The sequence below is a fragment of the Faecalispora jeddahensis genome, assembly GCF_000577335.1.
Lineage (GTDB): Bacteria > Bacillota > Clostridia > Oscillospirales > Acutalibacteraceae > Faecalispora > Faecalispora jeddahensis.
In genome coordinates this window covers 1-22,608 of record NZ_CBYL010000043.1, presented here as the reverse complement: position 1 = coordinate 22,608, position 22,608 = coordinate 1, and the positions used below count along the sequence as shown (strand labels likewise).

The 22,608-nt window shown below is 52.5% G+C and carries 22 protein-coding genes and 1 tRNA gene; 19 read left to right on the top strand and 4 right to left on the bottom strand.

The features are described 5' to 3' along the window. The first annotated feature begins 410 nt into the window (after positions 1–410). From TY09_RS14290 to TY09_RS14275, 4 genes are all read left to right on the top strand, one after another. A complete protein-coding gene (locus TY09_RS14290; RefSeq protein WP_009066188.1) occupies positions 411–1,604 on the top strand; it encodes a quaternary amine ABC transporter ATP-binding protein in 1,194 nt (397 codons plus the stop codon). After that, positions 1,597–2,427, top strand: a complete 831-nt coding sequence (locus TY09_RS14285; RefSeq protein WP_009066253.1) for an ABC transporter permease — start codon at positions 1,597–1,599, stop codon at positions 2,425–2,427. The genes TY09_RS14290 and TY09_RS14285 overlap by 8 nt, the downstream gene beginning before the upstream one ends. A 56-nt stretch (positions 2,428–2,483) precedes the next feature. After that, positions 2,484–3,359: a glycine betaine ABC transporter substrate-binding protein gene (locus TY09_RS14280; protein WP_042435754.1), complete on the top strand. Its 876-nt coding sequence runs from the start codon at positions 2,484–2,486 to the stop codon at positions 3,357–3,359. Positions 3,360–3,634: 275 nt separating this feature from the next. Continuing rightward, positions 3,635–4,510, top strand: a complete 876-nt coding sequence (locus TY09_RS14275) for a glycine betaine ABC transporter substrate-binding protein (RefSeq protein ID WP_042435751.1) — start codon at positions 3,635–3,637, stop codon at positions 4,508–4,510. 67 nt (positions 4,511–4,577) lie between these two features. Here the strand turns inward: TY09_RS14275 and TY09_RS14270 are convergent, their stop codons facing one another. Continuing rightward, positions 4,578–6,413 (bottom strand): HsdM family class I SAM-dependent methyltransferase, encoded by a 1,836-nt coding sequence (locus tag TY09_RS14270; protein ID WP_207729952.1) that lies wholly within the window; start codon positions 6,411–6,413, stop codon positions 4,578–4,580. Positions 6,414–6,547: 134 nt separating this feature from the next. Beyond that, a complete protein-coding gene (locus TY09_RS14265; protein ID WP_042435745.1) occupies positions 6,548–7,027 on the bottom strand; it encodes an acyl-CoA thioesterase in 480 nt (159 codons plus the stop codon). 218 nt (positions 7,028–7,245) lie between these two features. On the opposite strand from TY09_RS14265, the gene ispD reads away from it, so the two are divergent. The 7 genes from ispD (at position 7,246) to TY09_RS14230 (ending at position 13,784) form a co-directional block, all read left to right on the top strand. Next, positions 7,246–7,956 (top strand): 2-C-methyl-D-erythritol 4-phosphate cytidylyltransferase, encoded by a 711-nt coding sequence (ispD, locus tag TY09_RS14260; RefSeq protein WP_242841509.1) that lies wholly within the window; start codon positions 7,246–7,248, stop codon positions 7,954–7,956. After that, the gene (gene ispF, locus TY09_RS14255; protein ID WP_042435742.1) at positions 7,953–8,420 is read left to right on the top strand and encodes a 2-C-methyl-D-erythritol 2,4-cyclodiphosphate synthase; all 468 of its coding nucleotides are present in this window, start codon (positions 7,953–7,955) and stop codon (positions 8,418–8,420) included. The genes ispD and ispF overlap by 4 nt, the downstream gene beginning before the upstream one ends. Positions 8,421–8,480: 60 nt before the next feature. Further along, positions 8,481–8,717, top strand: coding sequence for a putative Se/S carrier-like protein (locus TY09_RS14250; protein WP_009066234.1), 237 nt, complete (start codon positions 8,481–8,483; stop codon positions 8,715–8,717). Continuing rightward, a complete protein-coding gene (locus TY09_RS14245) occupies positions 8,714–9,859 on the top strand; it encodes an aminotransferase class V-fold PLP-dependent enzyme (RefSeq protein ID WP_042435739.1) in 1,146 nt (381 codons plus the stop codon). Before TY09_RS14250 ends, TY09_RS14245 begins: the two co-directional genes overlap by 4 nt. 97 nt (positions 9,860–9,956) lie before the next feature. Continuing rightward, complete coding sequence (gene cdaA, locus TY09_RS14240) at positions 9,957–10,847, top strand: diadenylate cyclase CdaA (protein ID WP_009066227.1); 891 nt, start codon at positions 9,957–9,959, stop codon at positions 10,845–10,847. Next, positions 10,837–12,102 carry a CdaR family protein gene (locus tag TY09_RS14235; protein ID WP_042435736.1) on the top strand — a complete coding sequence of 422 codons (1,266 nt, stop codon included), beginning with the start codon at positions 10,837–10,839 and terminating at the stop codon, positions 12,100–12,102. Before cdaA ends, TY09_RS14235 begins: the two co-directional genes overlap by 11 nt. Positions 12,103–12,305: 203 nt before the next feature. After that, positions 12,306–13,784 carry a GH25 family lysozyme gene (locus TY09_RS14230; protein ID WP_042435772.1) on the top strand — a complete coding sequence of 493 codons (1,479 nt, stop codon included), beginning with the start codon at positions 12,306–12,308 and terminating at the stop codon, positions 13,782–13,784. A 343-nt stretch (positions 13,785–14,127) separates the two neighbouring features. Here the strand turns inward: TY09_RS14230 and TY09_RS14225 are convergent. Then, positions 14,128–14,204: transfer RNA gene (locus TY09_RS14225), tRNA-Val, on the bottom strand. A gap of 234 nt (positions 14,205–14,438) precedes the next feature. On the opposite strand from TY09_RS14225, the gene TY09_RS14220 reads away from it, so the two are divergent. From TY09_RS14220 to TY09_RS14185, 8 genes are all read left to right on the top strand, one after another. Then, entirely contained in the window at positions 14,439–15,242 is an 804-nt protein-coding gene (locus tag TY09_RS14220) for a motility protein A (protein WP_009062155.1), read from the top strand. Between the two features lie 21 nt (positions 15,243–15,263). Then, positions 15,264–16,109, top strand: coding sequence for an OmpA/MotB family protein (locus TY09_RS14215; protein ID WP_042435733.1), 846 nt, complete (start codon positions 15,264–15,266; stop codon positions 16,107–16,109). Between the two features lie 236 nt (positions 16,110–16,345). Then, the gene (metG, locus tag TY09_RS14210; RefSeq protein ID WP_042435730.1) at positions 16,346–18,304 is read left to right on the top strand and encodes a methionine--tRNA ligase; all 1,959 of its coding nucleotides are present in this window, start codon (positions 16,346–16,348) and stop codon (positions 18,302–18,304) included. Positions 18,305–18,319: 15 nt separating this feature from the next. Continuing rightward, positions 18,320–19,099, top strand: coding sequence for a TatD family hydrolase (locus TY09_RS14205; protein WP_042435727.1), 780 nt, complete (start codon positions 18,320–18,322; stop codon positions 19,097–19,099). Positions 19,100–19,105: 6 nt separating this feature from the next. After that, a complete protein-coding gene (locus TY09_RS14200; protein ID WP_035316649.1) occupies positions 19,106–19,729 on the top strand; it encodes a TatD family nuclease-associated radical SAM protein in 624 nt (207 codons plus the stop codon). Positions 19,730–19,815: 86 nt separating this feature from the next. Continuing rightward, positions 19,816–20,649 (top strand): sulfite exporter TauE/SafE family protein, encoded by an 834-nt coding sequence (locus TY09_RS14195; protein WP_042435724.1) that lies wholly within the window; start codon positions 19,816–19,818, stop codon positions 20,647–20,649. Further along, on the top strand, positions 20,646–21,002 hold the full coding sequence (locus TY09_RS14190; RefSeq protein ID WP_042435721.1) for a DUF1634 domain-containing protein: 357 nt from the start codon (positions 20,646–20,648) through the stop codon (positions 21,000–21,002). Before TY09_RS14195 ends, TY09_RS14190 begins: the two co-directional genes overlap by 4 nt. Before the next feature lie 15 nt (positions 21,003–21,017). Then, a complete protein-coding gene (locus tag TY09_RS14185) occupies positions 21,018–21,617 on the top strand; it encodes a nitroreductase family protein (protein ID WP_081759673.1) in 600 nt (199 codons plus the stop codon). Positions 21,618–21,740: 123 nt separating this feature from the next. On the opposite strand, the gene TY09_RS14180 is transcribed toward TY09_RS14185, so the two are convergent. Continuing rightward, positions 21,741–22,172, bottom strand: coding sequence for an N-acetyltransferase (locus TY09_RS14180; RefSeq protein WP_009062159.1), 432 nt, complete (start codon positions 22,170–22,172; stop codon positions 21,741–21,743). Positions 22,173–22,608: the final 436 nt, after the last annotated feature.

The following is a 22,608-nucleotide window of genomic DNA, read 5'->3' as shown; positions in this document are numbered from 1 at the left end:
TTGACCGATCAGGCAGTTTTCGCCGCATCGCGGCGGAACGCAAGCGCCCCATTTTCCTGTCCTGGACTCAAAAATGAATTATTCCAATCGCAGTTATGCAAAAGGCAAAATCAAAAAAATGCAGAAGATTTTTGAATTTCTGCAAAAATAATAAAATTAAATTGCAATATTTGGCAGTTAATCATAAAAATGTAAAAATCCGCATCCTTTTTTCCTTGTTTTTTCAGCTGAAATTGGATAAATTAAATAAAAGTGAAATCTGACGACAGAATTTTAATTTGACAATAATTTCATGGTTGAATATAATTGTACTAACAACTTAGTATTGCATTAAGAGTTGTTACTATACGGGCGTTTTTAGATAAACATAATAAAGGCTTGATTCAATACGAATTGGGGGATGAGCAGAAATGACAAAGGTTGAAATCAAAAACTTGTATAAGATATTCGGTGCCACCCCGAAAAAGATGATCCCGTTTTTGCAGGAGGGTGAAACAAAAGAGTCCGTTTTAAAGAAGTACAAGCACAGTGTTGGTGTGAACGATGCTTCCTTTGCGGTGGAAGAGGGCGAAATCTTTGTGGTCATGGGTCTTTCCGGCAGCGGAAAATCAACGCTGATCCGTTGTTTGAACCGATTGATCGAACCCACCTCCGGTCAGGTGATGATCGATGGGGAAAATATCGTAGAGTTTGATGCAGAGAAGCTGCGGGCGGTTCGCAGAAAAAAGATCGCGATGGTTTTTCAGAATTTTGCGCTTTTGCCGCACCGCACCGTAGCGGAAAACGTGGCCTTCGGCCTTGAGATTCAGAAAGAGGACGAAGCGGTCCGCCGGAAAAAGGCGGTGGATATGCTCGAGATCGTCGGACTGAAAGGGTACGAAAACTCCTATCCGTCTCAGCTTTCCGGCGGTATGCAGCAGCGTGTGGGACTGGCGCGGGCACTGGCTACCTCGCCGGATGTTCTGCTGATGGATGAGGCGTTCAGCGCGCTGGACCCGCTGATCCGTAAGGGAATGCAGAACGAATTGATCAGTCTGCAGCGCAGGCTGAAAAAGACGATCATTTTTATCACGCATGATCTCGATGAAGCCCTGAAGCTGGGCGACCGCATCGCCATCATGAAAGACGGCGTGATCGTACAGATCGGTACTCCGGAAGAAATTCTGAGCAATCCGGCGAACGAATATGTCCGCAAGTTTGTGCAGGGGGTCAATCGTTCCAAGGTTCTGACCGCGTCGTCGATCATGAGAGATACGGATACGGTAATAACGGTAACCGGCGGTGCCCGTTTGGCACTGCGCCAAATGCGCGAAGCGGCAATTTCGAGCGTTTATGTTACCGATAAGCAGGGCCGGCTGCTCGGCCTGGTCACGATCGACGATGTCACCCAGCTGATCCGGGAGGGGAAAGATGACCTTTCCGGTATTTTGGAAAAAGAAATCTGCACCGTCGGGCCGGACGTTCTTGTGGAAGAGATTCTGCCCCTGTTTTTAAAGACAAAATATCCGGTGGCCGTAGTCGACAGCGAAAACACGCTGCTGGGGCTGATTTTCAAGGTTTCGGCTCTGGCCGGAATCGTAGGGGAGGGAAATGGGAATGATTAGATTGCCGATCGGAGATTATGTGGAGAGAGGTATCGATTGGCTTACAGTCAATCTGGCTCCGTTTTTTACCGGAATCAAGGAAGGGCTTTCGGGTATTATCAACGGCTTTGATTTTATCTTCAATGGGATTCCGTTTTTTATTACAATCGCGATTCTCGCAGTGATCGCCTGGCGGCTGGCCGGGCGCGGGACGGCAATTTTTACAGTGATAGGGCTTTTGCTCATCGTTTCGATGAATCTGTGGAAGCAGACGATGGAAACCTTAGCGCTGGTCGTTACCGCAACTCTGATCGCGCTGCTGCTGGGACTGCCGCTTGGCATTTGGATGTCCCGCAGCGATAAAGCAAACGGCACGATTCGCCCGATTCTGGATTTCATGCAGACCATGCCCGCGTTTGTGTACTTAATCCCCGCCGTGTATTTCTTTGATTTGGGCGAGGTACCCGGCGCGGTGGCAACCGTTATTTTCGCAATGCCTCCGGTGGTTCGTCTGACCAGCCTCGGCATTCGCCAGGTGCCGGTCGATGTGGTGGAGGCCTCCAAGGCGTTCGGCGCCACCTCCGGCCAGCTGCTGTGGAAGGTGCAAATCCCCATGGCGATGCCGACCATTCTGGCCGGATTGAACCAGACGATCCTGCTTTCGCTGTCCATGGTCGTTATTTCGGCTATGATCGGAGCCGGCGGGCTGGGCAACGTGGTGCTTCAGGGCATCACACAGATGAAGATGGGCCAGGGCTTTGAGGGCGGCCTCGCGGTTGTGATTCTGGCCATGGTGATCGACCGCATCACCCAGAGCCTGGGCAAAGCAAGAAAGAAAGGCTGATCCGCCGCATTTGGAAATACGGCATTGAAAATAAACAAGATCGAAGGAGGATGACAATGAAAAAAGCAGTAGCAATTGGAATGAGCGTCGTAATGCTTCTGGGCGCGATGGCGGGCTGCAGTCCGTCGGGCAGCAGCTCGGGCGCGTCTGAAAAGAAAACGGTAAAACTTGGTTATGTCAACTGGTCCGAGGGAATCGCGATGACCAATCTGGCCGCCGCGGTTCTGGAGGATGAAATGGGCTACAAGGTAGAGCTGACGATGGCGGATGTCGCGCCGGTCTTTACTTCCGTGGCCAGCGGAAATACAGATGCCTTTATGGATGTTTGGCTCCCGGTAACGCATGAGGATTATATGAAGGAATACGGCGATAAGCTGGATGATCTGGGCGTCAGCTATGAAAACGCGCTGATCGGCCTTGCAGTGCCGAGCTATGTGTCGATCAACAGCATCGAAGAGCTGAACGCCAATAAAGATCAGTTTGGCGGCGAGATCATCGGCATCGATTCCGGCGCGGGAATCATGAAGGCGACGGACAAGGCGATTGCCGACTACGGTCTGGATTACAAGGTCCTGCCCGGCAGCGGCCCTACCATGACGGCGGCGCTGAAAAAGGCGATCGATGCGAACAAGCCGATCGTGGTGACCGGATGGAAGCCTCACTGGATGTTCGCCCGCTGGGATCTGAAGGTTCTGGAGGATCCGAAGGGTGTTTATGGGGCCGCGGAAAATATTCACATTGTTGCCCGCAAAGACCTTTCCAAGGATATGCCGGAGGTTGTGGATTTCCTGAAAAACTTTAAAATGAGCGAGCAGGAGCTCGGCGAACTGATGGGCGCAATCGAGGACAAGGGCGGCGAGCCGCTGGATGTCGCGAGAGAATGGGCCAAAGAACACCAGGATTTGATCAAAGGCTGGATTCCCGCAAAATAATTGCCGGTAAGCAAATAGAAACTGTTGCACAGCGGAGGCTTGCAGCAGTTTCTATCTTTATACGCAGAAGGCTTTGATATCGGTTTGCAGGAAAGCTTGAGATGTATTTTCGGGCAGACCTTCTTCAGGGGAGGAAAAAGCGGATCCGCCGCATGATCGAAGCAGGGTATGTCCGGTTATAACGGCAGTTGATTTTATGCTCTTGGAGGGAAAGAAATCCACAGCCTCTTTCATTGGGGCGTGATGATTCAGAGAAAAATCAAAGGAGGAAGGTTATGAAAAAGGCAGCAGCAATTGGAATGAGCGTGGTCATGCTTCTGGGTGCGATGGCGGGCTGCAGTCCGTCGGGCAGCAGCCCGGGCGCGTCTGAGAACAAGACGGTAAAATTAGGGTATGTCAACTGGTCCGAGGGAATCGCGATGACAAATCTGGCCGCCGCGGTTCTGGAGGATGAAATGGGCTATAAGGTAGAGCTGACGATGGCGGATATCGCGCCCGTCTTTACTTCAGTGGCCAGCGGAAATACGGATGCCTTTATGGATGTTTGGCTTCCCGTAACGCATGAGGACTATATGAAGAAATACGGCGATAAGATGGATGATTTGGGTGTATGCTACGAAAACGCCATGATCGGCCTTACGGTGCCAAGCTATGTTCCGGTCAACAGTATTGAAGAGCTGAACGCCAATAAAGAGCTGTTTGGCGGTGAAATCATTGGCATCGATTCCGGTTCAGCAACTATGAAGGCTACATATAAGTTGATTGACGACTACGCCTTGGATTATAAGCTTCTGCCCGGCAGCGGCCCCACCATGACGGCGGCGCTGAAAAAGGCGATCGATGCGAACAAGCCGATCGTAGTAGTCGGGTGGAAGCCTCACTGGAAGTTTGCCCGTTGGGATTTGAAGGTTCTGGAGGATCCCAAAAAAATTTATGGCACTTCGGAGAATATTCACATTGTCTCACGGAAAGGCCTTTCCAAGGATATGCCGGAAGTGGTGGATTTCCTGAAAAACTTTAAAATGAACGAGCAGGAGATCGGCGACCTGATGGGTGTGATTGAAGAGAAAGGCGGCGATCCGCTGGATGTCGCGAGAGAATGGGCCAAGGAGCATCAGGATTTGATCAAGGGCTGGATTCCCGCAAAATAATCCTGCCATAAACAAAAAGGAACCGGCTGCCCGTATGATGCGGGCGGCCGGCTTTTGCGGTGCGAATTCATTCCGGCAGAAGCCGGTATTTCTGGAATAAAAAAGCGTTGATGGCCTCATCAGAGGATTCCGACAGGAGAAACCGAATTTCAGATTCGCTGAACTCCGGAATCGAAAAGCTGCGCAGATATTTTTTCTGGTAGCATTTGTAGTCGCCCTTCAGGCAATAGCTGACACGCGAAACATAGTATTCCATCACATCAGAGTTGAGAATTTTCGCCAGCACCTCCAAGGGGTACCGGCCACCCTGCGTAATGGCGTAGCCGTTGCAGAATAGGATTTCTCCATCCGGCTCCGGTAAAAATTTTGGCCGGCGGCTGAACATGGGGAACAGCAGCTTTGGGCCGCGGCAGTTCAGCCCTTGGCTTCTGCCGTATGCGTACCATGCCACCGGATTCGGCTTTCCCTTGTCCCGTGCGGCGAGCACGGGGCGGCAGTCGATCAGATATTGATAGCATAGTGGGAATTTGAACGCCAACTGTTCTTCCTCCAGAATTCGGTACGGCATTTTGGGGTCGGGTTCGCCGGTATATGGAAAAAGGATATGCTTCCGTTCCCCCGGCATGGCCGCTTCATCCGAAATTTCGGATATTTTATCGATCGCCCGCACCGCGCCCGGTTCGATCCAATAGCGCAGACTGCCGCGCTCTTTGTAGAAAAGACCGGCCTGCGGATCAAAGCCGTCCAGAAAATAAACATTATCGCGCAGGGTGGCGACGCCGATTTTGATTTGATTGCCGATGGACTGACCGGCCTCTTCGATCCTTTTGATGTTCTGCCGCTCGGTTTCGGACAAAAACTTCCACCCGGCAGGGTTCAGGTGTTCCGCGTCTGTGTGACAAGGGACGGTACAGCGCAGCGCCGCAGGAAGATCGTCGCTTTTCTCCAGCATGGAATAGGCGATAGTATGGTTTTCACGCCGATTCAAAAACAGCAGAGAGCTGTAAGTCCGAACCGGCTCGAACACCAGATTTTCGCCGAAATCGATCACCATAGAGACAGCGCGGCGCTCATTGAGCAGCCGCCGCAGCTCCTCCGCAGACGAAATGGACAGATAGTTGTTGGGAACAATAAAGCCGAGGGCACCCCGTTCCGAAAGAAAGCGGAGGCTCTGCTCAATGAAAGCGTAAAACAGATTAAAGGTACCCCGGCGCGTCGTGTGAAAATTCTTTTTCAGCCGTTCGGTATCCTTTTTGGAAATGGCGTGTGTGTTCAGGTAAGGCGGATTGCCTGCAATATAGTCAAAATCCGGGCAGCCGAACAAATCCGTCCAGCTGCAGGCCAGGGAATCTGCGGTCGCTACGTGAAAGGACAGTCTGTCAGCGGTACCGTCGGTCAGCAGGGCCAGCAGGGTCAAAAGAACCCTGGTGCGCCGGGTCTGATCCTCGCTGATGTCGATCCCGTACAGGTGCTGCGAAATGATTTCCCGCATCGGCTTCCCGCTGATGCGGTGCAGGTACTCCGCCGCAGGGAGCAGAAATGAGCCGCTGCCGCACGCCGGGTCGATCACCCGGGCGTTTGGGGGGCAGGGGGATGCAATCGTATGTTCCAGTATGTAATCGGCAATGTAATCGGGGGTGAAAACAACGCCGTTTTTGCCTCTTTCCTGCAGGTCGACCATTTCCTCCAATACGGATTTCAGGAAAGGGAGCGTCAGAGAAGCTTTGGTATGCAGAAGCTGACAGATTTCCGGCACAGCCTTTTCCTGCAGCTCGCTCAGCATCGTGCCGGCGGCAGCGTGAGAAAGCCCGTTTTGTTCCAGAAACACCCGGATCAGACTGGCTTCCGTTTGCAGGTCGGAATACTTTTTGGGAATCAGGCGCAGCAGTTCTTTTGCGTTCATTTTTTTCACCCAGACCAGTATACCTGATTTTGTGGAAAACGAAAAGGAAAGATTCTGAATAAAAATAATTTCCTTCCTCTGCCGGAAGCAAGGGAAGGAAATCAGCTGTATTCAGATTGATTTTTTCTGCGGAATCAATACTGCTCTACCCGGCGATGACGGCGCAGCTCGTTGCGGCGCTCGCCGGCTTTCCAGTCGGCCTCTTCCTCGTCTGATTCAAGCATCAGCGGGGGTACCGGAGTGGGGTGGTCGCTTTCGTTCAGTGCTACCATCACAAAATAGGCAGTGTTTACCAGCTTGCGGTCGCCGTCCAGGTGTTCCACATAAGTATCGACCCGTATCTCCATCGAGGTTTTGCCAACATAAGTGACCTTGCCGAACAGGACAAGAGTATTGTTGAGATATACAGGCTCTTTAAATTGCAGATTATCTATGGAGGCAGTGGTGGTATTGTGATTTGAGTGTCTGCGGGCTACGACGCCTGCCACGATGTCGATCCATTCCATCAGCTGTCCACCGAACAGTCGTCCGGCACCATTAATATGACTGCTCAGTACAATCTGAATCTGTTCCACACGGGAATCGGCTACTCGTTTTGGTGTTAATTCCTTCACAAAACATCACTCCTTTTTTTGTCTGTTTTGACGATTCAATCTTACCTTATTTTGACGAAAATTGCAATCAAAATCTTTGTAAACAAACTTGGTTCAAAATATGAATTTACTCTAAATTCTAGATGAAGTAACAGCTTTGTAATTGCCATGCCACTCAATCCATACTATAATAAAACAAAAGGAGCCGCACGGCCCCTTTGTTTTGTGAGGAAAGACGGGTGAAGCGATTGAGAGAAAACAACCGCTGCTGCGCCATTGTGGTTGCGGCTGGCAGCTCCAGCCGAATGAAATGCTCGGGTTCTAAAATATGGATTCCGCTTTCAGGCGTTCCGGCGATTGTCCGAACGCTTTTTGCATTTGAACAGGCTCAAACCATAGACTGCGTGGTCGTTGTCTGCCGCGCGTGCGATACACAGGCGATGGAACGGCTGCGTATCGAATATTCACTGAGCAAGCTGTGCCGGGTGGTGCCGGGGGCGGATACCCGGCAGGCCTCTGTGGCGTGCGGCGTGGCCGCCGTTCCGGAGGACTGCGCCTATCTGGCTATTCACGACGGCGCCCGGCCTCTGATCCGGCCGGAGCTGATCGACCGTGTGGTGCTGGACGCCCACAGGTATGGCGCGGCTTCCCTGGCGATTCCGGCACGGGATACGATGAAAAGGGCAGATGCGCAGGGCTTTGTTGTGGAAACCCTGCCGCGCGAGCAGCTCTGGAGCGTGCAGACGCCTCAAGTATTTCAGCGGGAGCTGTACGAATCGGCCCTGCAGGCGGCGCAGCGGGAATATACCGACGACTGCCAGCTGATCGAGCAGACCGGCGGCCGGGTTCATCTGTGCGAGGGCTCGCCGGAAAACGCAAAGCTGACGACCCCCGAGGACATATTATTTGCCGAGGCAGTGCTTCGCGGCAGAGAGGATGGTTCAAAATGAGAATTGGGCATGGGTATGACGTGCATCGCTTGGTGCCGGATCGCCCCCTGGTCATCGGCGGAGTACAAATTCCGTATGAGCGCGGCCTTCTCGGCCACTCCGACGCCGACGTGCTGTCTCACGCGGTGGCGGATGCTCTGCTTGGGGCTGCCGCTTTGGGCGATCTGGGTGCCTGGTTCCCCGATACCGATCCCGAATGGGCGGGTGCGGACAGCCTGAAGCTGCTGCGCCGCGTCTGCGAGCTGGTGGGGGAGAAAGGATATCAGATTGAAAATATTGACGCCACGGTGGTGGCACAAGCCCCGAAACTCCGCCCCTATATCGCACAAATGAGAGAATGCCTGGCTTTGGCATGCGGTATCAAGACAGATGCCGTGAGCGTAAAAGCCACTACAGAAGAGCATCTCGGCTTCACAGGAGAGGGACAAGGAATTGCCGCACACGCAGTTTGTCTGCTAAAGTAGAAAAACAGGTTATCAACCCATCTTCCCATCGCATATTCTGTTAATAAAAACAGAGAGGTGATGTATGTGGGCAAGCCTGTTATTTTGCTTGGTTCCATCACTTATGCGATGAAAAGCCGGGACATTTTGTTCCGTTATGGAATTAAATCGTATGTGGAGAGAACACCGCGCACGCAGGACCGGCTCGGGTGCGGATATGGAATTTACGTGCCGGATCGTACCGATCAGGCGGAAGATATTTTGATACACTCAGGCATCCGTGTTTTGGGAAGATCCGAGAGAGCGGGTGCCGTATGATTTATTTAGACAATGCGGCCACCACGTACCCCAAACCGCCGCGCGTGATCACCGCTATGGCGGATGCACAGAGGACAAAAGGAGCAAATCCGGGGCGCAGCGGGCATAAGCTGTCTCTCCTTGCCGCGCAGGAGGTTTATGACTGCCGGCAGACGGCGGCGGAGCTGTTTTCTGCTCCCGGGCCGGAATGTATCGCATTTACTCTGAACTGTACCATGGCGCTGAACATGGTCATCAAGGGCGTTTTAAAGCCCGGGGATCATGTGGTAACGTCGAATCTGGAGCACAATGCAGTCATGCGTCCGCTTCAGGCTCTGGCAGATCAGGATATCACATTTACGCAGGCGCAGGTGGTCCCCGGGAACAACAACGCGACCGTGGATCATTTTCGCCAGGCCCTGCAGCCCAACACGAAGCTGATCGTGTGCATGCACGCCTCCAATGTATGGGGAATCCGGTTGCCGGTGGAGCGCATTGCCGCGCTCGGCCGGGAATATGAGATTCCGACTGCGGTAGACTGCGCGCAGGGCGGGGGAGTGCTGCCGATCAATATGGAAGACAGCGGCATCGATTACCTTTGCCTGGCCGGGCACAAAGGGCTTTACGGCCCGATGGGAACCGGAATGCTGATCTGCAAAAACGCTTCGCTTCCCAAAACGATTCTGGAGGGCGGAACCGGCACCTCATCCTTTTCCTTCCTGCAGCCGGATCAGATGCCGGAGCAGGCGGAGAGCGGAACGCCGAATCTGCCGGGTATTGCCGGACTCAGAGCCGGAATGGAATTTGTACGCGCAAAGACGCAGCAAACCATTTTTTCTCATGAAATGCGTCTGGTGCAGCAGCTTTACGACGGGCTTTCCCAGATTCGCGGCGTGCGTCTTTACACGCAGCGGCCGGAGGAGATGTATTTTGCGCCCGTCCTTTCTTTTAATATGGAAGGGTTGTCCAGCGAGCAGGTGGCCGGGAAGCTGGACGCCGTCGGGATCGCCGTGCGCCCCGGCCTGCACTGTGCGCCGGCCGCGCATCAGTGTATGGGAACGTTGGAGCAGGGCGCGGTTCGGGTATCGCCGTCTGCTTTCAATCATAGAAATGAAATAGAGCGATTTCTCATGACAATCCGTAAAATCAAAGCGGATTCCTGAATAAAATGTTGCATATCGCTGGTTATATGGTAAAATAAATAAAAAGAGGCAGCGTTGCGGGCAGGTTTGCTGCGAGTCTGCTACGGAGAGGAAAAACATGGAGCTTCTCGTAAACGGTTGGGGTAATATTGTCGGCTTGGTAAAATCGTTTCAGCTGACAGATGGCCTGGATGTCTTGGTCATATCCTTCATCATATATAGCGGGATCAAGCTGGTTCGGGAAACGCGGGCTGAGCAGCTGGTCAAGGGTTTATTGATTCTGCTGCTTGTCTGGGGCGTATCCTATTATTTGAACCTGCATATGGTTGGCGCGCTGCTGAACTATTTCTTCCAGTTCAGCGTGTTCGCGCTGCTGGTGGTGTTTCAGCCCGAAATGCGCCGCGCTTTGGAGCAGATTGGCCGAAGCGGGCTTGGCAGCAATGCCAAGGGCTGGCTGTTCACCGGCGTAAAGGATGACGCCGACCTGCGCCAGAAGCTCACCCGTGGAATCAACGCGGTAGTAGAAGCCGTGGTGGTTCTGCAAAAGCAGAGAATGGGCGCTCTGATTGTGTTTGAGCGCCAGACAAAGCTGGGAGATATCGCAGACACCGGTACGGTGATCAACGCGGACCCTTCGGCTCAGCTGATCGGCAACGTATTCTTTAATAAGGCACCTTTGCACGACGGCGCAATGATTATCCGCGACGGCATGGTGTACGCGGCGGGCTGTATCCTGCCGCTGACAAAGAGCGATAAGGTCAGCCTGGATCTGGGAACGCGCCACCGTGCCGCGATCGGCATCAGCGAAAACTCCGATGCAGTCGTTGTAGTGGTTTCGGAAGAAACCGCGCAGATTTCCATTGCCGTCAACGGCGTTTTGACCCGCAACTATACGAGAGAGACCCTGAGAAGCGAATTGGAAAATTTGATCATCCCGGAGCAGGAATCCAGTGAAAAGCGGTCGCGCAAGATTCCTTCCATCAGGAGGGCAAAAAAAGATGAAGAATAAAAAGCTGGATCTTTCCGTTCTGTTTTATAATGATCGCTTTGTGCTGGCCTTCTCCGTCCTTACGGCAATTGTGCTGTGGTTTATCATGGCGACGGTCAATACGCAGGAGCGGCCGCGCATCATTTACGATGTGCCGGTCACCGTCAAGCTTTCTGAAACCAGCCAGGAGCAGGGGCTCAAGGTATTTGAGCAGAGCGTAAAAACGGCGAAGGTGTCCATCCGCGGCAACAGCATCGTCGTCAACCGCATCAAGCCCGAAAACATTCAGGTGGTGGCGACGCTGGCGTCGTCGATCACCCAGCCCGGCAGCTACCCGCTCCCCTTAACAGCACAGAAGGTCGGCTCGCTGGCCGATTACGAGATTGTGTCCATCGAGCCAAGCACCATCATTACCAATGTGGATGTTTATAAGGAAGTCACCTTCCCGATTCAGGACGATGTCACCTATAAAGCCGATCCCGATTATTTTGTCAGCGCTCCTTCCTTCTCCTCGGATACAGTCGTGATTTCCGGCCCGGAGAAGGAGATCGCGAAGATCAAAAAGGTTTCGGCGGAATACGATGTGAAGGAAACCCTGACACAGAGTAAAAACTTTACGACCGATTTGGTGCTGTATGACGCATATGGAGAAAAGCTTTCAGCCGATAAGCTGAACATGAGTATCAAGTCTGTGGATGTGAATATTACGGTGCTGGCCAGAAAGGTCATGAAGCTGAGTCCGACCTTCACCGGCAAGCCTGTGGGACTGGCCCTCTCCTCCGCGGTGCAGAAGATCGACCCAGAAACCGTTGAGGTGGCCGGGCCGGAGGATGTGCTGGCCAACGTGAATGAGCTGAGTCTGGAGGCAATCGATTTTTCAAAGCTTTCCATCAGTAATCAGAACCTGCAGGTAGATATCACGCTCCCGCCGGGCTGCAAGAACCTCAGCAACATTTATACGGCCTCCGTTACGCTGGATTTCAGCGGCTTTAAGAGCAAAAAGATCAATGTGACGGATTTCCAGATCAAGAATCTGGCGGCGAGCAAATCAGCGCAGGTGTTTACAAAGAGCCTGGCAATGACGCTGATCGGCCCGGCCAAGCAGATTGATGCCATCACCGCCGCCGATGTTTACGCGCAGATCGATATGACAGGCAAAGAAAGCTTTACCGGGCATTCGGAATTCCCCGTCACCCTGGTCGCAAAAAGCCATACCAGTGTTTGGGCCTATGGGGAGTATAAGGCGAATGTGAGCGTTACGGAAAAAAACGGATGATCGATTGATGATCCAATATTTACAGACGAAAGGGATGCAATATCACATCCCTTTTTTTGGTAATTATTGTATTTTGATGAAAAGAGAGGGATGTTACTTGACATAATCTGGTAGGAGAAATATAATAAACTTAATTGCTGTGTTTTCCGCGTTATTTTAGGGATGGAATTGCCGGCAAAAATCATTTTGTGGGAGGAATCGGATTGAAAAAAAGATTGGGGTCATTTTTTCTGGTTTTCGCGATGTTGATGACGCTGTTTTTGCCGGCGTATGCAGATACATACACAACCGATTTTATGATCAGCTCCACCTTTGCCCAGATGAAAAAGGGTGATACCATGCAGCTTAGGGTATACAGCGGAACTTCAGAAGTGACGCAGGTAACCTGGGCTTCCAGTAATCCCGCTGTGGTACAGGTGAACAGTACGGGAGTTGTGACTGCGCTTTCGATCGGCCAGGCGACTGTTACAGCGACTTCGGCTTCTGGGGTTACTGTCAGCTGTTCCGTCAGCTGCTCGGTCAATGTCGGTATTCCCGGAATTGATGTTTCTCAGCATCGAGGAGTCATCGACTGGCAAAAGGTAAAGGCTGCCGGTGTTCAGTTTGCCATGATCCGTACCGGGTACGGAAACGAAAACTGGGCCCAGCAGACGGATACTCAGTTTGAGAACAATTACAAAGGCGCAACTGCGAACGGCATTGCGGTAGGCGCTTATCATTACAGCTATGCGACGAATGTGACCATGGCGACGCAGGAAGCGGAAATGTGCCTGAGCATCCTCAAGGGCCGCGCTCTGCAGTACCCTGTTGTATTCGATGTGGAAGATAAAGTACATAATTCGCTTTCTGCCGATCAGATGGGGCAGATCGTGAATGCATTCTGCAGCAGGATTCAGCAGGCCGGTTACAAAACGGCGGTTTACAGCTATGTGAACTTCTACAACGCGCGCCTGACCAGCCCGCTGGTGGCGCAGTACGATACCTGGATCGCCCACTGGGGCGTCAGCCAGCCGAACTTCAACCGCCCGTACACCATGTGGCAGTATGCGGCGCAGAGCATTCCCGGAGTCAGCGGTCTCTGCGATGTGAACTACAGCTACTATGATTACGCCGGAACAGCGGCTCAGCAGCCGACAAAGCCCACAGACCCGAACGTCTTTACCAGCAGCGCGCTGAGTACGTATGCGTTCACCGATCAGAGCCAGGATTATTTCTACCGTATTACTACGGCGGATGCTGTGGCGCCCACGGCGGTTTCTTCTGATCCGAACGTTGCGGAAGTCAAATTCTCTCAGCAGTCGGCAGACGGATACATTTTCCAGGTCATCCATAAGGGTGAGGGCCAGGCGACCATTACCACCACCTCCGCTGTGACAGGCGCTTCCACTTCCTTTACAGTGACGGGCAACGCCCTGCCGAAGGTTGTGTATTTTACGGATCTCGGCTCCAGCTTTACTCTCCAGAAGGGCCAGACCTATTCTCTGCGTGTAATGCCCACAGTGATTTCCACTAATGTGAAATTCCTGATCGGGAATCCGGCCGTTTTAACCGGCGGAACAGAGCAGCCCACCGCAGGCGGCTGGTATTATCCCATTACTGCGGCTGGCAGCGGTACCACACCGATCTATGCACAGGTAGGCGGCCGTGCCCCGGTTCTGGTTGCGACGGTTACTGTATCCTGAGTTGAAAATTGCATTTTATTTGCAAAAACATTCATTGTAAAAAAAGTCCGGCCTGATCGATGGCCGGACTTTTTTCGTGCATTTTACAGAACTGTTTTATCAGTTTGTATTTGTAATTGTCAGGGGATCATGGCGGGAGCTCCCTTTCTGCAGGGGGCTGATTTATCTGGGAGATAGCTTAAAAGCCTTGCTTTTTTGCCGGAAATACCGCAAATAAAGTATGCAGAGATTGCTTTGACCCGCTGTTCAGCCCGGCAGGTCTTACTCGTTAAATATGCCTCTCAGCCAGACAAAAAGCGCACAAACGAAAAAATGCATCCTGTTTTACAGGATGCATTTTTTGTGGTGGACGATACAGGACTTGAACCTGTGACCCTTCGCACGTCAAGCGAATGCTCTAGCCAGCTGAGCTAATCGTCCATTTGTTTCCGGCGCTTTTTGAACGCTTGGTTATTATATCTTATTTTTTATCAGAAATCAACCCCTAAAACAAATAATTTTTTATTTTTTCGGTTAGATTTTTGAAAAATATGCAGAGAAAAAGAATTTTTTATAAATTTAAGCTTTTTTACCAAGATATTGTAGATTTCTGCCGATATACATAATAAGAGTTTCTGATTCTTCAGCAATCGTCAAACTCAAGGAGGATACAGAGTGGATATTTCAACAATCATTGGAGTAGTTGTCGCGTTTGGCTCTATTATCGGAGGCTATCTGCTGGAGCATGGAGTATTAAGTTCCTTATTTTTACTCTCTCCATTTTTGATCGTTTTTGGGGGAACGTGGGGAGCTACGATTCTTTCTTTTGGATTCGGGGAAATTTTGGCTGCCCTGAAATTTTTTGTTGGTACTGTATTTACCAAACATTCGCCGAACCCCGAAAAGCTGATTCAGAAGATGAGAGAAATGGCGGATGCCTGCCGTAAGGAAGGCCTTTTAAAGCTGCAGACCATGCTGGATGATTCCGACATCAGCGATGACAGTTTTCTGCCGCTGAAAGAGGGGATGATCCTCACTCTCGATATGAAGCCTGCCGAAGAAATCGCGTCCACCATGACGGCGGATCTCGATACTTACATGGTGAAAAAGAATATGGAGATTGAGGTTTTCATGGCCGCCGGCGGCTTTTCGCCAACGCTGGGCATTATCGGTACGGTTATGGGTCTGATCCAGGTGCTTTCCAACATGACGGACGCGGCCGCGCTGATGGCGTCGATCGCGGTGGCCTTTTTGGCGACCCTGTACGGTATTCTGTTCGCCAACCTCTTGTATTTCCCTATGGCCAACCGAATGAAGGCAGACCTGAAACGCCAGAAGGTGTACCGTGAAATGATGATTGAAGGCATGTGTCTGATCGCCAGCGGCAAATCTGCGCGCGACGTGGAAAACCAGCTTTCCCTTTATTATCATGTGTTCAAGAACGGCCAGAAGAAGTATAAAGAAGGCATCAATAATTAATTGTCTGGAGATTAAACTGCTATGGCAAGAAGAAAAAAGAGGGGCGAGGCAGAAACCCCGGAAAATCATGAAAGATGGCTTCTGACCTATTCGGACATGATCACGCTGCTATTGGCCCTATTTATGATCCTGTATTCCATGAGCACCATCGACGCGAAAAAATTCGCGAACATGGCGGAGCAGGCCGGGTATCAAATGGGTGCTGTCAGCAATTCTGCGGCTGCAGGCGGCGGTACCGGTAACGGAAACGGTACGGGCACAGGAAGCGGAGAAACGACCACAAATGCCGGTAATCTTAACAGCACGATGGATGCTCTGGATGAAGTATATGCGATTCTTCAGTCTTATGTGGAAAAGAATCATCTTGAGGATCAGATCGGTCTCGTCAATACCAATACTTACGTTAAAATTCATTTGAAAGACAAAATGATGTTCGTGCCCGACAGCTCGCGGATGCTGCCGGAAAGCGAGCCTGTTCTGAAAGAGGTTGCCGAAGCCATCTCGAAGGTGTATGACCGGGTAGATCACATCACGTTCAGCGGGCATACGGCAGACGTAGGGCCGCATACGCTTTCCGGTGATCAGACCTCCTGGCGGCTTTCCACGGAACGCGCCGTCACGGTTCTGACCAAAATGATCGGGTATGGAATGAAGCAGGACAAGGTTTCGATCGAGGGTTATGCGCATTTTTCACCGGTCGCGAACAATAATAATGAAGAGGGCCGCGCCAAGAACCGGCGTGTGGAAATCACGATTCTGAGAAATCCACCGATTATTCCGGCGGATATTTCGAAGCCTTCTCCGGATTCTGCGACTTCTTCCGCCGCTGCATCCGGTCAATCCGAGTCCAGCAAGGCCGCGCATTGACAGAGAATGGAACTTTTTAATACAGGCTGCCGAAACGGGCGGCCTGTCCTTTTTTTCGGGCTTTGCCTGCCGGTACGGGTCGAATCCGGGCATCTGCTTGAAATCTATCCGTAAAATGGTATAATAGGAAAAAGATACTGACATACTGATGTTCAAAACCGCCTGCGGCATGGGCGGCAGGGCTGATCGGAGAATTCTCTGAAAAGCGCACTGAATTTGTTAAAGGGATGGATTCTATGGAAAAAAAGACATTTTATATCACCACTCCGATTTATTACCCCTCCGGGCAGCCGCATATCGGGCACAGCTACTGCACCGTGGCCAGCGACGCGATTGCCCGTTATAAGCGCCTGCAGGGGTATGACGTGATGTTCCTGACCGGCACGGACGAGCACGGCCAGAAAATTGAGAACAATGCGAAAAAAGAGGGTGTTACCCCCAAGGAATATGTAGATAAGGTGGTAGAAGGCTTCCGCAACCTTTGGAAGCTTCTGGATATCAGCAACGACCGTTTTATCCGCACCACGGATGATTACCACGAGAAAGCCGTGCAGAAGATTTTCCGCGCGCTTTACGATAAGGGTGAAATCTACAAGGGCAAATACGAAGGCTGGTACTGTACCCCCTGTGAGGCTTTCTGGACGGAAACGCAGCTCAAAGACGGCAAATGCCCCGACTGCGGCCGCGAGGTCAAGTGGGCGGAGGAGGAAGCTTATTTCTTCCGCCTTTCCAACTATGCGGACAAGCTCCTCAAGCTGTATGAGGACCAGCCGGACTTCATTCAGCCCGAAAGCCGCAAAAACGAGATGATCCAGTTCATCAAGAGCGGTCTAAACGACCTGTGTGTTTCCCGCACCAGCTTTTCCTGGGGAATCCCCGTGGACTTTGACCCCAAGCACGTTGTGTATGTGTGGCTGGACGCGCTGACCAATTATATCACCGCCATGGGCTACGGCTCCGACGACGATTCGGATTACCGCAAGTACTGGCCCGCGGATGTTCACTTTGTCGGCAAGGAGATCGTGCGTTTCCATACGATCATCTGGCCCGCCATTTTGATGGCGATGGATCTTCCCCTGCCGAAGCAGGTGTACGGCCACGGCTGGCTGCTGTTCGGCGACGGAAGCAAGATGAGCAAGAGCAAGGGCAACGTGGTTGACCCTGTGGTTCTGTGCGACCGCTACGGCGTGGATGCCATCCGGTACTTCCTGCTGCGTGAAATCCCGTTTGGAGCCGACGGCAACTTTACCAACGAGGCTCTGATCAGCCGCATCAATTCCGATCTGGCCAACGATCTGGGCAATCTGGTTTCCCGCACCACCGCCATGGTGGGCAAATATTTCGGCGGAGTGATTCCCGCCGAGCAGGAAAAGGCCCCCATCGACGACGAGCTCGAGCAGGCGGTGATCACCCTGCGCGAAAAATGCGATAAGGCGATCGATTCCTATCAGTTCTCCAATGCGCTGACGGAAATCTGGAAGGTCATCGCGCGCACCAATAAATATATTGACGAGACCGCGCCTTGGGTGCTCGGCAAGGACGAAAACCAAAAGGCAAGGCTGGCTTCTGTGATGTACCATCTGTGTGAGGCGTTGCGCGTCATCTCCATTCTCATCACCCCGTTTGTGCCGAACACCGCTCCCAAGATTCAGGAGCAGCTCGGTGCAGGTACAGCGGTTCTGGGGTATGAGAACGCGGCCACATGGGGCCTTCTGCCGTCAGATGCCGTCATTACAAAAGGCGAAACGCTGTTCCCGCGCATCGATGTGGATAAGGAGATCGAAGAGCTGAATCAGCTGATTCCCTCTACGGTTCCGGCGCAGGGAGAGAAAAAGGACGAAGAAACGGCAGCGCAGGCTCCCGAGGGAATCGCGCAGATCACGATCGACGATTTCATGAAGGTGGAGCTGGTGGTCGCGAAGGTGCTCAGCTGCGAGCACATCAAGCGCGCGAAGAAGCTGCTCAAATTCACGCTGGACGACGGAACCGGCGAGCGCACGGTGGTATCCGGCATTGCCAAATGGTATCAGCCGGAGGATCTGATCGGTCACAGCATCGTTTTGGTCAAAAATCTGAAGCCCGTCGTGCTGTGCGGCGTGGAAAGCCAGGGGATGATCCTTTCGGCGGACTGCGGCGAGGATACGGTTCGTGTACTGCTGATGGACGGCATTCCGGCAGGCTCCAGGATTCATTAAAGGACAGGTTATATCGTGAAACGATTCATATTTGATTCCCATGCTCATTATGACGACGAAGCGTTTGATGCTGACCGCGAAGAGCTGCTGCAGCGTCTTCCGGAGCAGGGCGTGTGTAACGTGGTGAGCATGGGGGCGGATTACGACGGATGCAGGGGAGCGCTTGAGCTCGCTTCCCGGTATTCCTATATTTATGCGGCGGTGGGAATCCACCCGGAAAACGCGGCAGGCCTTCCCGAGGATTATCTCAGCCAGATCGAGGAGTGGTCAAACGCTCCCAAGGTGGTGGCGATCGGGGAAATCGGCCTGGATTACCATTATGAGGACATGGCCCCCCGAGAGGTGCAGCGAAAGGTATTTGAAGACCAGATTCTGCTTGCAAAGCGCCGGAACCTGCCGATTGTGGTACACGACCGCGAGGCTCATGGCGACACGATGGAGATTCTGCATCGCCACCGCCCAAGAGGTGTGGTTCACTGCTTTTCCGGCAGTGTGGAAATGATGTGCGAAGTGGTCAAGCTCGGCATGTATATCGGCCTTGGCGGCGTTGTTACCTTTAAAAACGCCCGGGTTGCCGTAGAGGTGGCCCGCGAGATTCCGCTCGACCGCCTTTTGACGGAAACCGACGCGCCCTATCTGGCGCCGGAGCCGTTCCGGGGCAAGCGGTGCGATTCCTCCATGATCCGTTATGTCGCGCAGCGCATTGCGGAAATCCGCGGAATCACCGCCGACGAAGTGCTTGCGGCCGGGCGGCGCAACGCAGAAGTGCTTTTTGATATCATCGCTGAGGGGTAATGTAATTTGACAATCACCTATGTTGTAGAGAAAGATCACTTGTACGTAAACATGACGAACCGCTGTCCCAATGCCTGTGGATTTTGTGTGAGGTCTTTCAATGAGCGGAAAGAGGGCGAAGCCGATCTCTGGCTGGAGCGCGAGCCTACGCGCGAAGAAATCCTCGAACAGCTGAAAAGCAAGGATCTGGACAGCTACCGCGAACTGATCTTCTGCGGTTACGGCGAGCCGACCTGCCGTTTTGACGATCTGGTCTGGCTGTGTCAGCAGGTGCGTCAGATGAGCTGTGTGAACATCCGTCTGAACACCAACGGCCTTTCCGATCTGATCAACGGGCGCTCCACCGCGCCGGAGCTGGACGGTCTTCTGGACAGTGTTTCCATCAGCCTCAATGCTTCCACACCGGAAAAGTACCAGGAAATCTGCCATTCCAAGTTTGGGCTCGAGGCGCTTCCCGCCATTTTGAAGTTTACAAAAACAGTTGGATTGTATGTACCGAAGGTTTACATGACGGTCGTGGATAACATGCCGCGCGAAGAAATTTCTGCCTGTGAAAAACTGTGCCGTGAAACGGGAGCAACCTTCCGTGTGCGTGAATTTCTCGATCACCAGTCGTACGTAGAAAAGTAACATATGCGCTTCCTCTGCCTTGGCCGGAGGGAGCGCATCCTGTTTTCGGGCAGGGAAGATTTTGTGAACGGTAAGGGGAAGAAACGATGACTTCTGTACTCTTCATTTTCCTGATTGCAATCGTCGCAGGCTTTCTGGGTTCGCTTCTCGGGCTTGGCGGTGGAATCATCATGACCCCCGCGCTGACGCTGCTGTTTCATGTCGACATCCGGTATGCCATCGGTGCGAGCATCATTTCCGTGATCGCCACGTCCAGCGGCGCGGCGATCACTTACCTGAAAGATCACCTGACAAATGTGCGCATCGGCATGTTTCTCGAAATCGGCACCACACTCGGGGCCATTACCGGCGCGTTTCTCAGCGGAGTGGTCGATACGCGGTATCTGTACCTGGTTTTCGGCCTGCTGATGCTGTATTCCGCGGTTATGATGCTCCGCAAAGCGGGCAGTGATCTTCCGCGCGATGTGGTGACACACCCGGCGGCGGAACGCCTGCGCCTGAACAGCTCCTACTACGACAAAAGCCTTGACCAGGAGGTGCCGTACCAGGTGGCCGGCGTTTACGGCGGCCTGGGGATGATGTACGTGGCCGGTACGATCTCTGGCCTCTTAGGGATCGGCAGCGGCGCCTTTAAGGTGATGGGGATGGACCTGTTCATGAAGCTGCCCATGAAGGTGTCGAGCGCCACGAGCAATTTCATGATCGGAGTGACCGCGGCAGCCAGCGCCGGTGTCTATTTCTTCCGCGGAGACATCAACCCCGGCATTGCGGCTCCGGTCGCGCTGGGCGTTCTGATGGGCGCCGTAGTCGGCACGCGCGTGATGCAGCGCATGAAGAGCCGGGTCATCCGGCTGGTCTTTGTGCCGGTGCTGGTGATCGTTTCCGTACAGATGATCGTGAAAGGGGTGCTGATGGGATGAAGCAGGATGCCGAATCGATGGAGCTTTGGCTGGCAAAGCTCCTGAAACTGGGGGTGCTGTTCAGCGCTGCGGTGATCGCCCTGGGGGTTTTGCTGTTTCTGTTTACCGGGCAGAGCGGATACGCCGACGGGGTATTCCCGACCAGCCCCGGGGAAATCTGGGCCGGGCTTCTCGTGCTGAAGCCGTTTGCCGTTATGCTGACGGGGCTGTTTCTTTTGATCCTTACGCCGATCCTGCGTGTAGGCAGTTCGATCCTGCTCTTTTGGCGGCAGGGCGACCGGCTGTATGTTGTGATCACGGCGTCCGTCTTTTTGATTTTGATCATCAGTCTGTTTCTCGGTAAGGTAGAGTAATAGGGAGGAAGGTTTATGAGCATGCAAAGCATAGAAAGCAGAAGGAGCATCCGAAAGTTCCGGGAAGATATGATTCCGATGGAACTGATCGATCAGGTGCTCGCGGCCGGAATCAAAGCGCCCTCCAGCAAAAACAAACAGCCGTGGCGGTTTGTTGTGGTCGGCGGCAAGGCCAAGGAGGAAATGCTCGGGCTGTTTGAGGCCGGTCTTACCCGGGAGCAGAACGGGCAGGCTCTTTTGCCGAAGAACAGAAACGCTCTGCCCGACGCCTGGAACACGCTGAAGGTGATGAAACAGGCGCCGGTCATCATTATGGTGCTGAACGAGGAATCCGGCTCGCCGTTTGAAGCCGTCAGCAACGAAGACCGGGTAGCGGAGATCGCGAATACGCAGTCGATCGGCGCGGCCATCGAAAACATCATTCTGGCCGCGGCAGAGCTGGACCTTGGCACGCTCTGGATTTGCAATACCTTTTTTGTGTATACCGAGCTTTGCGAGTGGCTCTATACCGATCGTCAGCTCGCCGCAGCGATTGCGCTCGGCTATCCCGATGAAGCGCCGCCGCCGCGCCCCAGAAAGAAGTTTCAGGATGTGGTGACTTACCGGTTTGAATAATACTTCCGCCCGGCTGGTAAAGTGAATGCCCTTTTTCTGATTCGATAACCCAATCAAAAAGGCCGAATCCCGTAAATGGGATTCGGCCTTTGCTGTGTTGCTGAATTTCGGTTTGCTCCGGACTCAATCCTTTTTCCAGGTCATGAACAGCTCCTGCTCGCAGGTATCCGAATTGGTCAGCTCGCGCTCGATGACAAAACCGTGCTTCGTGTAGAAATGTACGGTGTTTTCGCTCTTTTTATAAACATTGACTTCCAAATGAGAATACTTCTCCTGGCACCAACGAATCAGCTTTGTGCCGATGCCGTGGTTCCAGTTGTCTGCGTCCACAAACAGAGCGGCGATAAAGCTGCCCTCCAGAATGCTGACAAAGCCCTTCAAACGGCCGTGCTCACCATAAACAAAGGTTTCGGCCATAGAGAGGTGCTCGTTGCGGACAATTCTATATTGGTTCAGCCAATGCTCTCTCGGAATGAACGGGTGTGCTTTTGTAATGGCGTTCATCCACAGCTGCATCACGGCGTCTAATTCATCTTTATGAAACTCTCTGATCATAGGTATTAACTCCAATCTTTCAATTTCTTCTGCCCTGCATCCCTGAAAACCCGGGAACGGTTTGACGAACGGTATTATGATAGAAAAGGGAGGACTTGGTTATATTATACAATTATACACCATCAAAGTTAAATTGAAAAGGTGAAGATGAAAATAATCTATGAAAAAAGCGCACAGTTTCCACAACTGAGCGCCCTTCCCCCTTGAATCAGCTTAAAATTTATTATACGCATTGCACGGCAAAAATGCAAGGGTAAACTTTTTGAGCGGGCCGAATTCTCCTGCTAAGATTCCGATTGATTTTTTTGCAAAGATTGTGCATGCTGCATATTTGGGTACACCTGCTTTAAGTACTCGTCGGTATAGTTTCGGTCAAGCCACTGGCTGACCGGGTTCGATGCAGGGACGCCTTCCTGCCGCAGGCTCTGGCGCTTCA

Excerpts from the sequence above, each read along its gene's own strand:
- TY09_RS14290 (WP_009066188.1), top strand. The coding sequence starts at position 411 with ATGACAAAGGTTGAAATCAAAAACTTGTATAAGATATTCGGTGCCACC.
- TY09_RS14285 (WP_009066253.1), top strand. The coding sequence starts at position 1,597 with ATGATTAGATTGCCGATCGGAGATTATGTGGAGAGAGGTATCGATTGG.
- TY09_RS14280 (WP_042435754.1), top strand. The coding sequence starts at position 2,484 with ATGAAAAAAGCAGTAGCAATTGGAATGAGCGTCGTAATGCTTCTGGGC.
- TY09_RS14275 (WP_042435751.1), top strand. The coding sequence starts at position 3,635 with ATGAAAAAGGCAGCAGCAATTGGAATGAGCGTGGTCATGCTTCTGGGT.
- TY09_RS14270 (WP_207729952.1), bottom strand. The coding sequence starts at position 6,413 with ATGAACGCAAAAGAACTGCTGCGCCTGATTCCCAAAAAGTATTCCGAC.
- ispF (WP_042435742.1), top strand. The coding sequence starts at position 7,953 with ATGAGAATTGGGCATGGGTATGACGTGCATCGCTTGGTGCCGGATCGC.
- TY09_RS14250 (WP_009066234.1), top strand. The coding sequence starts at position 8,481 with ATGTATGTGGGCAAGCCTGTTATTTTGCTTGGTTCCATCACTTATGCG.
- TY09_RS14245 (WP_042435739.1), top strand. The coding sequence starts at position 8,714 with ATGATTTATTTAGACAATGCGGCCACCACGTACCCCAAACCGCCGCGC.
- cdaA (WP_009066227.1), top strand. The coding sequence starts at position 9,957 with ATGGAGCTTCTCGTAAACGGTTGGGGTAATATTGTCGGCTTGGTAAAA.
- TY09_RS14235 (WP_042435736.1), top strand. The coding sequence starts at position 10,837 with ATGAAGAATAAAAAGCTGGATCTTTCCGTTCTGTTTTATAATGATCGC.
- TY09_RS14215 (WP_042435733.1), top strand. The coding sequence starts at position 15,264 with ATGGCAAGAAGAAAAAAGAGGGGCGAGGCAGAAACCCCGGAAAATCAT.
- metG (WP_042435730.1), top strand. The coding sequence starts at position 16,346 with ATGGAAAAAAAGACATTTTATATCACCACTCCGATTTATTACCCCTCC.
- TY09_RS14195 (WP_042435724.1), top strand. The coding sequence starts at position 19,816 with ATGACTTCTGTACTCTTCATTTTCCTGATTGCAATCGTCGCAGGCTTT.
- TY09_RS14190 (WP_042435721.1), top strand. The coding sequence starts at position 20,646 with ATGAAGCAGGATGCCGAATCGATGGAGCTTTGGCTGGCAAAGCTCCTG.
- TY09_RS14185 (WP_081759673.1), top strand. The coding sequence starts at position 21,018 with ATGAGCATGCAAAGCATAGAAAGCAGAAGGAGCATCCGAAAGTTCCGG.
- TY09_RS14180 (WP_009062159.1), bottom strand. The coding sequence starts at position 22,172 with ATGATCAGAGAGTTTCATAAAGATGAATTAGACGCCGTGATGCAGCTG.